This is a genomic window from Amycolatopsis sp. NPDC059657 (assembly GCF_042734395.1).
GTDB lineage: Bacteria > Actinomycetota > Actinomycetes > Mycobacteriales > Pseudonocardiaceae > Amycolatopsis.
The window spans coordinates 36,240-48,929 of sequence record NZ_JBHWEB010000072.1; the positions used below are offsets into that span (position 1 = coordinate 36,240).

Below are 12,690 nucleotides of genomic sequence, written 5' to 3' on the forward strand. Positions count from 1 at the left end.
CTTCCGCGTGAACGCCACTTTCGCGACCTTCAACGTTGCGGAAGTGGCGTTCACGTCGTCGTCGGTGCCTCGGGCGGGGTGTAGAGGGCGCCCAGGAATTCGAGGAGGAGGCGTTCACGCAGGCGGGCGGGCGCGGTCGCGAGCAGCGCGTTGATCGGGGCCATCCGCTCGGGCAGCCCGGCCGCTCCCCCGAGCCCCGCGGCGGCGAGCAGTCCGGCGAACTGCTCCGGTGTCAGCGAATCCGGATCCAGCGCGGCGACGAACGCCGCCACGTTCTCGTCGACGACCACCGGCCCCGCGACACGCGCGGCCGTGACCGACGCGGCGAAGTCGTCGAGGAATTCCGTTTCGTGGCCACGATTGGCCGCCGTGATCGTCAGGTGCAGGTTCACCGGCGACGACAGATGCGCGAACTGCGGCTGGACGTACCAGCCACGCGCCTTCATCTCGTCGGCCACGGTGAACAGGTCGAAGTCCTCGCCGTCGGCGACGATCGACAGCAGCGTCGAATCCGGCGAGCCGAGCACACGCAGGCCGTCGATCGCGTCGACCCCGGCGCGGATCGCGCGGACGGCGTCACGGGCGGCCGCGGCCAGCTTCTCGTAGCCGTCATCGCCGATGTGGCGCAGCACCGCCCAGGCCGCCGCGAGCGGGCCACCCGACCGGGTGCTCTGCAGGGTGGTGTTGAGCATCGTGTAACCCGGCCAGTCCGCGCTCGCGAAGTACTGCGAGCGGCGCAGTGAAGCGTTGGCGTGCAAGAGAACCGACACGCCTTTCGGGCAGTAGGCGTACTTGTGCAGGTCCACCGACATGCTGGTGACGCCGTCCACCCGGAAGTCGAACGGCGGCACCGGCTCGCCCAAGCGCTTCAGGTACGGCAATACCCAGCCGCCGATGCACGCGTCCACGTGCATCCGGACGCCGCGCGCCGACGCGGCGGCGGCGATCTCCGGGATCGGGTCGACCACACCGTGCGCGTAGGACGGGGCGCTGGCGACGACCAGCACGGTGGTCTCGTCGATCGCGGCCGCCATCGCGGCGGGGTCGGCGCGGAACCCCGCGTCGACCGGCACCGCGATCACGCGGACGCCGAAGAAATGGGCCGCCTTCAGGAAAGCCGCGTGCGCGGTGACCGGCAGCACCACCGACGGCGCCGAGATCTCCGGGTGCGCGTCGCGCGCGGCCAGTACAGCGAGCATGCACGACTCTGTCCCGCCGGAGGTCACCGAGCCGACCTCGCCGCCGAGCAACGCGATCGCGGCCGCGACCAGGTCGTTCTCCATGCGCAGCAGGCTCGGGAACGCGGTCGGGTCGAGCCCGTTGGCCGATGAGGCCATGGCGTGCGCGGACGCGGCGAGTTCGTCGACACCAGCGAGCCCGCTGTCGTAGACGTAGGCCAGCGTGCGGCCGCCGTGCGTGGGCAGGTCGCCCGCGCACAGGGCCTTGAGCTCGGCGAGCACGTCGTCAGGCACTGATGTGCTCCTCCAGCACTGAACGGCGCAGCAGCGGGATACCCGCCGAGATCAGGATCGCGGGCAGCACGCTCACGCCGAGCAGAATCGCGGTGATCGCGCTGTCCGGCTGGGTGACGACCGTTTCGGCGTCACTCGAGAGGTACCCGCCCGCAGCGAGCACACCGCTGAACAGGAACGGCCCGACGGCGAGGCCGAGCGTCTCCGAGGCCGTCCAGACACCGGCGGCGATGCCCGCGCGGGTTGCGCCGGTGCGCTCCTCCTCCGCGCTGATCAGGTCGGGCAGGATCGCGAGCGGGAACACGGAGATGCCCGCGTAGCCGACCCCGGCCAGCGCCGCGAAGAAGAGCGAGAGCCACACGGGGAACGCCAGTCCGCCGAGCAGGCCGACGAGCGCGACGCCGAAGATGGCCGTCGCGATGCGGAATCCGGCGAGCTTGCCCCAGCGCGAGCCGATGATCGGCCAGACCGGCATCATCCCCAGCGCGGGCAGCACGAACACGGCGAAGATGACCGTGCGATAGCCGGAGCTGCCGAGGATGTGCGAGGCGTAGTAACTGATCCCGGCGAGCACGGTGCCGATGCCCAGCGCCTGCACGAAATAGACGCCGAGCAGCCAGCGGAACGGCCGCCAGCCCGCGACCGTGCGGACGAGTTCGCGGAAGCTCACGGTGTTCGGGCGCAGTGAGCCGACCGGCGCGCCCTTCAGCCCGAAGTACACGACCAGCGTGCCGCCGAGCGTCACGAGCCCCATGACCACGCCCATGACCCGGTAGCCACCGGCGCCGCCGATGAGATCGGTGATCGCGGGCGCGCCGCCACCGGCGACGAGGATCGCGACGGCGAGGAAGCCGATCCGCCAGCTCGTCAGCTTGGTCCGTTCGGCGGGTGATTCGGTGAGTTCGGCGGGCAGCGCGTTGAACGGCACCTGGAAGAACGCGTATGCGGTGGCGCACAAGAAGAACGTGATGACCACATAGGTCGCGTCGAGCGCCGGCTTGCCGAAGCCGGGGTGCCCGAACATCAGCGCGAACAGCACCGCGACGCCGATGCCGCCACCGAGCAGGAACGGCCGCCTGCTCCCCCGTTTCACCAGGCTGGCGTCCGACAGCCTGCCCGCGATCGGGTTGAAGACGACATCCCATGCCTTCGGCACCAAGACGATCAGGCCGGCCGCCGCGGCGGGCACGGCCATCGTGTCCGTGAGGTAGGGCAGCAGGAGCAGGCCTGGCACGGTGCCGAAGGTCCCGGTGACGAACGAGCCGAACGAGTAATTCAACCTCGTGCTTGCTGGCAGCGCCGCCATGGTCCTCCTGTCGCGGGTCACCCCGAATCTCCAGGAGATCAGTACTGGAGCTTCGCCTCCACCGGATAGTGGTCGGAGGGAATCGTGCCACCGTCGTAATGCACCACTCGTACCGGGCCGACCCCGGCGGGTACGCGGCCGGACACGGAGCCGATGTAGTCCAGCGCGTCGCGGTACCCGGCGGGCGCGGCCTTGGGGTTGGTCACGGCGTCGTAGGTGTAGCCGTCCGCTGTCCTGAGTGTGCCGCCGAGCGCGGCCTCGCCCTGCTGGACCTGGGTCCGGCCTTGCGCGTCCGTGCGCCGCTGCCCGGCGAAATACTCGATGTTCAGGTCGCCCGCGATGCCCACCGGCTCGTCCGCCGGTGCGTATTTCGCGACCAGGTCTCGGAGTTCGGCCAGCTGGGCCATCCGGGTCTGGTGTGCCTTCGGCAGTGTCTCGGGGCCTTCGTCGGCCTGCATGTGGGTGCCCGCGATCCACAGCGGACGGCCGTTCGCCGCGATCCGGACGAGCGCGGCGCCCTTGTTGGACCAGTTGTCCCAGGTGCCGCTCAAGGAGTTGCGGTAGACGAGCTGGTGCTTCTCGGTAATGGGATATTTGCTCAGCACTGTGACGCCGCCGCTGATGATGAACGGCGATGACGAGCAGTTGCCGTCGACCGTCGTCCAGCCCGACGAGGTCGAGCAGTACTGCCCGACGAGCGGGGTCTGGTGCGGCCACGTGTTGGCGAGCCGTGCGCGCAGATCCTCGGCCTGTGCGCTGAACGCCTCCGAGAGCACGACGACGTCGGCGTCCCGCGCGCGGATGACGGACTCGGCGGCGCGGGCCCTGGCCTCCTTGTCGGAGGTGTTCGGGTTCGCGATCCACGGCAGCTGCCAGAGGTTGAACGCCAAGACGTTCAGCTCGCCCGCCGCGTGCGCGGGCATCGCGAAGCCGAACAGGGCAGCTGTGACGCTGAGAACGACCGCGCCGAGCACACCGAGTTTCCGCACAAAATCCCCTTTACGACACTATGAACGCGCGAGACGCGCCGCTGAACGAGCTGATCGCGCCGTTCCAGCCGTTCTTCCAGTCCCCGAAGTGCACCACGCGATATTTGCCCGCCGGGGCATTCGGCGGGACATCCCAGGTAATGGTGGCTTTCGAATCGGCGACGCCGGTGCGGGTCCACCGGTATTTCGTGTCCCAGTCGCCGTCGTCGGCGTGGCGGACCCACTGGCCGCCGTCGTAGCGCTGGACCTCGAAGAACGTCGGGCGGAGCTTGTTCTTCGGGTGCCCGGTGACGAACTCGACGGTGACCGTGTCCCCGCGCCGGTACGTCGCGGCGGCGTCGGTGAGCACGTCGCCGAAGTTCTTGAGCAGCGGCGGGCTGTCGAAGACCACGCCGGTCTGGAAGTTGATCAGCTTGCCGCGCAGGTCACGCGGCACCGGCCCATGCGGCACCGAAGTGCCTGCCTTCATCGCGGCCGCGAGCTTGCCGAATTCCTGTTGGTACGCGGGCAAAGTGTTGCGGCCGAAGAGCGTCGACGCGCCCTCGTACTGCTGCGAGTCGTACTCCTCCGGGGTCGTCACGTACTGGCTGTACGCGTTGGCGTAGCCCTGCACGAGCACGTTCTCCAGCGGCACCCCGAGTTCGGCCGCGACCGTGCGGCGGATGCGCAGCCCGGCGACGATGGTGAACTCGGCAGGCCCGCCGACCAGATACAGCTGTCCAATGCGGACGATCTGCAGCGGCAGCACTTCCGGCGCCCACGGATACGGCTTCATCAGGCCGAACGGGACCGCGACCACCTTGGGCGCCTGCGCGTCGGCGAGCGCCTGCGGGATCGGCGCGTCCGCACCGCCGAGCCAGTCGATGAACGGGTTCTTCACGCCCTCGGGCAGGATCGGGATGCCAGGCCCGTCCTCGACACTGCCTGCCAGCATCGAGACGCCGATCGCCGCGGCGCAGGTGCGCTGCTCCTTGCCGCTGGTGGTGTACTTCCCGTCGACGACGACCGCGGACATGTCCACATAGGTCATCCGATGGTCGACCCCGCCGGCGACCGGCTCCCTCGCCGCGTCGAACGCGCGCTTGGCCGCCTGGAACTGGAGGTCACCGATCGTCTTGGTGCGCGTGAGTTCCTCGGCGGTGCTGCTCGGCTTCAGGTCGAGGTTCGGCGACATGTCACCGGAGTTCGTCTGCGGGAACGCCGCGACGAACCCGGCGGGCCCGTCGAGATAGCGGACACCGCGGTTGTCGTGCTCCCACTCGTACGCGGCGTACCCCTTGTTGTCACCGCTGATCAGCTGGTTCGCGTTGTTCATCGAGGTGCCATGGGTGGCGAACCAGCTGATCGCGCCGATGTCGGTGCTGCCCTGGCGGAACCGCAGCACGGTCACCGCCGGGTCGATCGCCTTGGGGAAATGTGCCTTGTCCGCGGCCGGGTTCAGCTCGAAGGCGGGCCTCGACCGGTTCACGCTGGCGGTCTCCAGCGTGGTCCTGCCGAGGGTGAGCGTGCCGGGCTTGAGATTGCGATGCGCGGCCGAGATCGCCGCGAAGATCCCGTCGACGACCGCGTTGTAGGTCTGCTCCTGGAACCCGAGTATCGACAGGTCATAGGCGGCGTAATGCGAATCGCCGCCGCAGGCCGCGTGCGTGTGCGTGGCGTTGAGCAGCAGGTTCCGCTCGGTGTAGAGGTCGCCGAACGCGGCGGCGAGCTTGCGCAGCACACCCTGGTGCACCGACTGGAAGATCGCGCCGAGATCGGCGGTCACGAACACGATCCGGTTCGTCCCGTCCGCGACGATGAAGGCCCGCGCCCGCGTCCGCAGATGGATGCCCGCGGTCTTCTGCTGCGGCATGGAGTAACCCATCATGCCGTTCTCGGCGGCGGGCCCGGTGACATCCGCGATGCCGACGCCGACCAGGTACCCGTCGCTCGCGGGGGCCGCCTGAGCCGCTCCCGCCTGCCCTGACAGGCCCGCGACCAGCGGCAATGCCGCGGCTCCAGCCAGCACATGCCTACGGCTCACCGTCATAGCGCCTCCAAACGCGAACTACTTTCACGTTAAGTGATCCGCGTCACGGGCGCAAGACGAGGCTTGGCTCAGGCCTGCCGGGTGCGCGTGTCGCGGCAGGCCTGACGGGAGCGCAGGCAGGGATCGTGAGTGCTTTGGCCGGTTAGAACCGGCCGTACCACTCACGACCCCGGGCTCAGGAAAGAACCTCGGCGACCGAGCGGAGGGTCGCCGCGTCACCACGCAGCAACAGCGTCGTGACCACTGTGGACTCCCACTGCGCGAGCTCCTCGCGGATCTTGGCGGCCGGTCCGATCAGCGCGGTGTCCTCGACCAGCGAGGTCGGGATGGCCGCGGTCGCCTCGGCCTTGCGCCCGGCGAGGTAGAGCTCCTGCACCTTGTCGGCGACGTCCTCGTAACCCATCCGCGCGAACACGTCGTGGTGGAAGTTGACCTCCTTGGCCCCCATCCCGCCGATGTACAGCGCGAGCGAAGGCTTAATGAAGCCGGCGGCCGCTTCGACGTCGTCGTGCACGATCACCGGCACCGAGGCAGCGACCTCGAAGTCGTCGATGGCGTGCCGCACACCCGGGCGCGCGAAGCCTTCTTCCAGCGCCGCGCGATAGAAACCGTCCGTCTTGGGCGAGAAGAACAACGGCAGCCAGCCGTCGCAGATCTCCGCCGACAGCGCGACGTTCTTCGGGCCTTCAGCGGCCAGGTAGATCGGGATCTCCTTGCGCAGCGGGTGCACAGTGGACTTCAGCGGCTTGCCGAGCCCGGTGCCGCCCTGCAGCGGCAGCTGGAAGAACTTGCCGTCGATGGTCACCGGTTCCTCGCGCGCGATGACCTTGCGCACGATCTCCACGTATTCGCGGGTGCGCGCCAGCGGCTTCGGATACGGCTGGCCGTACCAGCCTTCGACCACCTGCGGGCCGGACGCGCCGAGCCCGAGCACGAACCGGCCGCCCGAGAGATGGTCGAGCGTCAGCGCGCTCATCGCGGTCGCGGTCGGCGTGCGCGCGGACATCTGGACGATGTTGGTGCCCAGCTTGATCCGCTCGGTCGACGCGCCCCACCAGGCGAGCGGGGTGAACGCGTCCGAGCCGTAGCCCTCCGCCGTCCACACGGAGTCGAAGCCGAGCGCCTCGGCCTCCTTGATCGTCTCCAGCGCGTCCGCGGGCGGACCCGAGGACCAGTACCCGAGGTGATAGCCCAGTTTCATAGTCAATGCCTACACCTTCGGCGAGTAGTGCGCGGGATTGTCGCGGCGGGAAATCGGCGGGAGGTTGCGCCGCGGCGTCTCCACCAGCGGCGCGTCGAACGGGATCTCACCGCGCACGCGCCGCCAGCCCGCGCGCGCCCGCGGATGGTAGCGGCGGTCGAACGGCACGAACTTGAACACGAAGTCGATGGCCTTCCCCGCCCGTCGATGCCAGCGCTCGTCCCGCGCGGTCCACCGGTACCCGAGCAGGTCCCGGATCGACTGGTCGTACAGCCCGACGGTCAGCCAGACGAAGTTCCGCGCGACGATCGCCCGCATCGGCCGCCACGCGAAGTCCGGCAGCCACGAGATCGGGCTCGGCAGGCCGCTGAGGTCCAGCACATCGCGGGTCGCCTTGTTGTCCTCGAGCACTTCCTCGCACATGTGCTTCCAGTAGACCTGGAACGCCTCCCAGCTCTCCGGCACCGGCCGCATGCTCATGTCGTACATCCGGTACCACTGGACATGCTCGTCGAACAGCCGTCGCTTGGCGGCTTCGTCGAGGCCGCCCATGAAGTGGTCGGCCATCAGCACCACGCTCATGAAGAACGTCGAGTGCGCCCAATAGAACGTGTCCGGGTTCAGCGCGTGATAGCGGCGGCCGTGTTTGTCGACGCCTTTGATCAGGTCGTGATAGCCGCGCACGGCCAGCGCCGTCGCGTGCGCCCTCGGCCCGTCGTAGACGACTCCGCCGATCGGGTAGAGCGAGCGGAAGAGCCGCTGCCAGCGTTCCTCGAAGAAGCGTGAGTGCTCTTCCACGCCGGCGCCCAGCTCAGGGTGCATGTTCTGCATCGACCCCGCCCACAGGCCGATCAGCAGCCCACGCCAGTCGCCGAAGTACTTCCACGTGAGCGAATCGGGACCCAGCGGTTCCGGCATGACCACTCCTCGTCGAGATGGTTAACTGACCACGCGCGTTGTCAGGTTAGAATTGACAACGGCCGTAGTCAACCGAGGAGTAGGTAATGAGCAGCTGGGCGGGCACGAAGCTCGAGGACCGCAAGGCCGCCCGCCGCTCCCAGCTCATCGACGCGGCCGTCGACCTGCTCGGCGCCGAAGACGGCCCCGCGCTCAGCGTCCGCGCGGCCTGCCGCCACGCGAAACTCACCGAGCGCTACTTCTACGAGAGCTTCACCGACCGCGAAGCACTGGTCGCCGCCGCCTACGAGCACGTCGGAGCCCTGGCACACCAGGTGCTCGTCGACGCGGTCCAAGCCGCCCCCACCCCGGACGCCCGCGCCGAGGCGGCGGTGACCGCGTTCGTCGAGCTGATCGTCGACGACCCGCGCCAGGGCCGGGTGCTTCTGCTCGCGCCGATGACCGAACCCGCGCTGAGCAGGCGCGGCGTCGAGCTACTGCCCGCGTTCGCCGCGCTCGTGCGCGACCAGTTGTCGAACGGCGCCGATGACCTGGACCGGCAGATGACCGCGATCGGGCTGGTCGGCGCGCTGGCGAACCTTTTCATCGCTTATCTCGACGGGACGCTCGAGGTGCCGCGCGACCGGCTGGTCCGCCATTGCGTCGCGCTGGTACTCAACGCCGACAAGTGACCTGCGCGAGGCCGGAATGCGGCACACTCACCTCATGTGTGCCGCTGTGCGGAACGAAGTCGAGAACGACGCCGGGGTGACCGCGCTGCGGCTGACCGCGGTGCTGACCGCGTTCGGGCCGGGCGACGGGCCGCTCGGGGTGTCCGAGCTGGCTCGGCGGACGGGGATCGCGAAGTCGAGTGTGCACCGGCTGATCGGGCATCTCGTCACGAACGGCCTGCTGGAACGCGAGGGCACCTCGGTGCGGCTGGGGCTCAAGCTGTTCGAAATCGGGCAGCTGGCGATCCGGCAGCGGGGGCTGGTCGACGCCGCCCGGCCGCATCTGGCCGATCTGCGGGAAGCCACGCGCAACACCGTGCACCTCGCGGTGCTCGAAGGCACCGAGGTCGTCTATCTCGACATTCTGCGCGGGCCGGACGCGCCGCGGCTGCCGTCGCGGATCGGGGGCCGGTTCCCGGCTCATGCCACCGCGGTGGGGAAGGCCATTCTCGCCTTCTCCGAACAGTCCGAAGTGGACGGTGTGATCGCAGGCGGGCTGGCGCGGGTGAGCAGCCGGACCATCACCGCGCCGGGCCTGCTGAAACGGCAGCTGACCAAGATCCGCGCCGAGGGGATCGCCTACGAGCGCGAGGAATCCGGGACCGGCGTGGTGTGCGCGGCCAGCCCGGTGCTCGGGGGTGACGGGAAACCCGTGGCGGCGCTGTCGATCTCCGGCTGGGTCAACCGGGTGCGCACCGAGCGGGTCGGCCCCGCGGTACGGACCGCGGCGCTCGCGTTGTCCCGCGCGCTGACCTGATCTTTGTTATCTCCCAACAAAATGGCGGGCCGGCGATAGGCCGTATCGGTGACGCCCGGCTGGACGCTTACGTCGGTGCGAATGGCGGACTACGCTGTGCCGACGATGACTCAGGTCGCGCTCAGTGAACTCTCGACGGCGCACCGGGCTTTCGGGCGGCGCCGGCTCGAGTCGGTCGATGTCCTGTTGGCACTGCTGGCGCTGACCGGCGGGCTCCGGCTCGTCCATCTCGCGGCGGGGAAGCCGGACTTCGAAGCGCAGCCGGTCGCCCGGGTCTTCGCGCTCAGTCATCTGCAGTCGTATCCCGGGATGACGAACGGCGCGTCGAGCCCGTTCGGCTGGGCGCAGCTCGCCGGGTACGACCTGCTGACCCGCGCGTTCGTCCGCCAGTCCCCGGTCAACGCCGTGCGCGAGGCCGCGGTCGTCGCGGCACTCGGCATCGCGGTGCTGCTGTGGCTACTGGCCAGGCGCGCCGGGTTGCCGAGCTGGGTCGCGACGATCACGGTGGCCGTACTCGCGGTGTCCCCGCTGGCGATCGGCGTGCAACGGCTGGCGCTGACCGAGAACCTGGCCGTGCTCTGGCTGCTCGCCGCGCTGCTCCTGATCTACACGCCGGGCGGGCTGGGCCGTGATCTGCTGATTCCGGTCTTCCTGCTGGCCGCAGTGCTCACCTCGCCACTCGCGTTCGCCATGCTGCCGACGGCGGGCTGGCTGCTGGTCCGCCGCCGCGACCCGGACCGCGCGGTGACGATCGGCGTGACCTTCACGCTCGGGCTCGGCATCGCGTTCGGTCCCGCCGCCGGCTTGCTGCGGCCGTCGCTCGGCCCCGGTTCCGGGCTCGCCGCGTGGGTAGGCCTCGATCCGGTCGTCGTGACGATCGCCGTCGTTGTTTCCGTGGCCAGCCTGTGGTCACGAGTGTGGCGGCCGTTCGGCGTCGGCATGCTGCTGCTCGCGGTCGCGGCTCTGTGGCAAGGCCCCGGCGGCTTGACGCTCGCTATGCCGTTCGCGCTGCTGACGACCGCGGGCACGGTGCGTGCGGCGGCACTCGCCAGGTCTCCACGCCGGCGCAAGCATTCCGGCAGGCAGCGGCGGTTCTCGATCCCGTTGGTGATCGCGGTGTACCTGGTGATCGCGGCAACCGCCGCGAGCTGGATCAACGGCTATGCCGGACTCCGCACCAAGCAACCGCCGTCCCCGGTCTCCGACGCCGCGCAGTGGTTGCGGGACAACGCTTCCGGCTCGCGGGTGCTGACCGACGACGCGGGCTGGACCGAGCTCGCCGCCGCCGGCTGGCCGACCGGCTCACTGATGGTCGCGTCGAACTGCGCGACCGACTGCGAAACCGCCGACTGGGTGCTTTCGACGCCAGCGCTCCGTGACCAGGTGCCCGCGCTGCCGGGGCTCGCCACTGTGCTCACGTTCGCGAAACCCGCCGCCCGGTTCGACGAGGTGGAGGTCTCGCGCATCAGCATCGTCGATGTGGTCCCGGCGGCCAGGGAGCAGGGTTCGCGCGCGCGGGCGGGCGCGATGCTCGCGGCCTCCCCGCGCATCCAGCTGCTCGGCGACGCCGACACGTTGCGCGGCGGCCGGGTGGACCCCCGGTTGCTGGCGACGATCGCGGCGTACGTCTCGCTCGATCCGCTGAAGATCGTGGCACTGCCCGCGATCCCCGGCGAGGACTCGGCGGGCCAGCCGCGCCGGAAGGTGGTGCTGACCGGTGACGATCCCGCCAGGATCGCGCAGTTCTTCGGCGGCCAGCGTGACATCTACCGTCCAGCGGCGGTCGCCACCGCGGACGGCCGGGTCACGGTGACCTACTCCCTGTTCCCGCCGGGCGGCCTGCTCGCGCCGTTCGACACTCCCTGAAAGGCAGTCGAGATGAAGCGCTTCCGAAGACTGGCGGCGGTGCTGGTGCTCGCCGCGCTACCGCTCACCCCGTCCGTCGCCGAGGCCGCCACCGGGCCGGGGCCGTCGGTCGGCTGGATCAGGGTCGGCCACCTCTCCCCCAAGGTGCCGCCGGTCGACATCTACGTCGCCGCCTTCGGCCGCCAGGAGAAGGTGGTCATCCGCAAGGCCGGCTACGGCGCGGTGACGCCGTACTCGTCGCTCAATCCCGGCGCGTACACATTGTCGATGCGCCCTGCGGACGCGGCGCCGTCGACCCCGCCCGCGCTCACCGCGACCGTGTCGATCAGCGCGCAGACCGCGTATTCACTGTTCGTCTTCGCCAACGGTCCCGACGGGACCTTGAAGGGCGAGCTGATCACCGACGACCTCACCCCGCCGAAAGCGGGCTCCGGCCGGGTGCGGCTGGTGCAGGGTTCGGCCGCGGTCGCGCCGGTGACCGTCAACGGCCCCAACGGAATGGTCGTCGCGAAGGACGCGGCCTACGGGCTGGCGACACCGTACACGGACGTCCCGCAAGGCCGGTGGCCGTTCCAGCTGTCCGGCGGGGGCACCTCGTCGCAGGCCTCGGTCGACGTCCGCGCGGGCTCGGTGACGACCGTGCTGGTGACCGAGAATCCGGGCGGTGGCTTGAAAACCGAGACACTCGCCGATGGCGCCACCATGGCCGATCCGCCCAAGATGGGCATTGAGACCGGCGGTGGCGGAACCGCACCCGGTGGCTACGGCGGCTGGCTCGCGTTGGCCGCGAGCGTCCTCTTAGGACTCGGTTGGCTCACCTGGCGCCGTGCGACGCGCTGAGTTTTTCCTGCTGTGCCTGGTCTTCGCCGCAGGCTGTACACCCGCGCCCCCGCAGCCGCTCCCGCAGGCCTCGCTGACGGCGGCACCGATTCCGGCCAGTGTGGAATCGCTGCCGCGGCGTGCCGACGTGCGCCCGGTCGGCCTGTCCATCCCGGCAATCGGCCTGGAGGAGTCGGAAATCGTCCCGCTCGGCCTCGATCAAGCCGGGCAGCTCACGCCGCCGTCGGACTTCAAACGCGTCGGCTGGTACACCGGCGCGCCCGTGCCCGGCGACGCGGGACCGGCCGTGCTCGCCGGGCACGTCGACTCGCACTCGGGTCCCGCGGTCTTCTTCCGGCTGCGCGACCTGAAACCCGGTGACCAGGTGACCGTGCGCCGCTCGGACGGGCAGGCCGCGACCTTCAGCGTCGACACCGTGCAGCGGTACCCGAAGGACGCGTTCCCGACCGCCGCCGTCTACGGCCCGGCACCGGGCAGCGCGCTGCGGCTGATCACCTGCGGCGGCAGCTTCGACGCGGCGAAACGGTCGTATCGGGACAACATCGTCGTCTACGCGTCGACGAACTGGGCAGGCTCGTGAGCGTTGCGGGCGGTTCTAACCG

The 12,690-nt window shown here is 69.9% G+C and carries 11 protein-coding genes; 5 read left to right on the forward strand and 6 right to left on the reverse strand.

Translation table 11 applies throughout. The features are described 5' to 3' along the window. Positions 1-50: 50 nt before the first annotated feature. The 6 genes from ACFV15_RS31460 to ACFV15_RS31485 form a co-directional block, all read right to left on the reverse strand. A complete protein-coding gene (locus ACFV15_RS31460; protein WP_378354830.1) occupies positions 51-1,472 on the reverse strand; it encodes a pyridoxal phosphate-dependent decarboxylase family protein in 1,422 nt (473 codons plus the stop codon). Then, entirely contained in the window at positions 1,465-2,778 is a 1,314-nt protein-coding gene (locus ACFV15_RS31465) for an MFS transporter (RefSeq protein ID WP_378354844.1), read from the reverse strand. The genes ACFV15_RS31460 and ACFV15_RS31465 overlap by 8 nt, the downstream gene beginning before the upstream one ends. Before the next feature lie 38 nt (positions 2,779-2,816). Further along, positions 2,817-3,767: a sphingomyelin phosphodiesterase gene (locus ACFV15_RS31470; RefSeq protein WP_378354831.1), complete on the reverse strand. Its 951-nt coding sequence runs from the start codon at positions 3,765-3,767 to the stop codon at positions 2,817-2,819. Between the two features lie 10 nt (positions 3,768-3,777). Further along, a complete protein-coding gene (locus ACFV15_RS31475) occupies positions 3,778-5,796 on the reverse strand; it encodes a neutral/alkaline ceramidase (RefSeq protein WP_378354833.1) in 2,019 nt (672 codons plus the stop codon). 175 nt (positions 5,797-5,971) lie between these two features. Further along, on the reverse strand, positions 5,972-6,997 hold the full coding sequence (locus ACFV15_RS31480) for an LLM class F420-dependent oxidoreductase (RefSeq protein ID WP_378354846.1): 1,026 nt from the start codon (positions 6,995-6,997) through the stop codon (positions 5,972-5,974). Positions 6,998-7,006: 9 nt separating this feature from the next. After that, the gene (locus ACFV15_RS31485) at positions 7,007-7,915 is read right to left on the reverse strand and encodes an oxygenase MpaB family protein (protein ID WP_378354834.1); all 909 of its coding nucleotides are present in this window, start codon (positions 7,913-7,915) and stop codon (positions 7,007-7,009) included. A gap of 86 nt (positions 7,916-8,001) precedes the next feature. On the opposite strand from ACFV15_RS31485, the gene ACFV15_RS31490 reads away from it, so the two are divergent. The 5 genes from ACFV15_RS31490 to ACFV15_RS31510 all read left to right on the forward strand — a co-directional run bounded on the left by ACFV15_RS31490 (position 8,002) and on the right by ACFV15_RS31510 (position 12,668). Continuing rightward, positions 8,002-8,586, forward strand: a complete 585-nt coding sequence (locus ACFV15_RS31490) for a TetR/AcrR family transcriptional regulator (protein ID WP_378354836.1) — start codon at positions 8,002-8,004, stop codon at positions 8,584-8,586. 34 nt (positions 8,587-8,620) lie between these two features. Further along, the gene (locus tag ACFV15_RS31495) at positions 8,621-9,382 is read left to right on the forward strand and encodes an IclR family transcriptional regulator (protein WP_378354837.1); all 762 of its coding nucleotides are present in this window, start codon (positions 8,621-8,623) and stop codon (positions 9,380-9,382) included. Between the two features lie 81 nt (positions 9,383-9,463). Further along, on the forward strand, positions 9,464-11,248 hold the full coding sequence (locus tag ACFV15_RS31500) for a glycosyl transferase (RefSeq protein ID WP_378354839.1): 1,785 nt from the start codon (positions 9,464-9,466) through the stop codon (positions 11,246-11,248). Between the two features lie 12 nt (positions 11,249-11,260). Next, entirely contained in the window at positions 11,261-12,088 is an 828-nt protein-coding gene (locus ACFV15_RS31505; protein ID WP_378354841.1) for a DUF4397 domain-containing protein, read from the forward strand. Then, entirely contained in the window at positions 12,075-12,668 is a 594-nt protein-coding gene (locus tag ACFV15_RS31510; protein WP_378354843.1) for a class F sortase, read from the forward strand. Before ACFV15_RS31505 ends, ACFV15_RS31510 begins: the two co-directional genes overlap by 14 nt. Positions 12,669-12,690 lie beyond the last annotated feature (22 nt).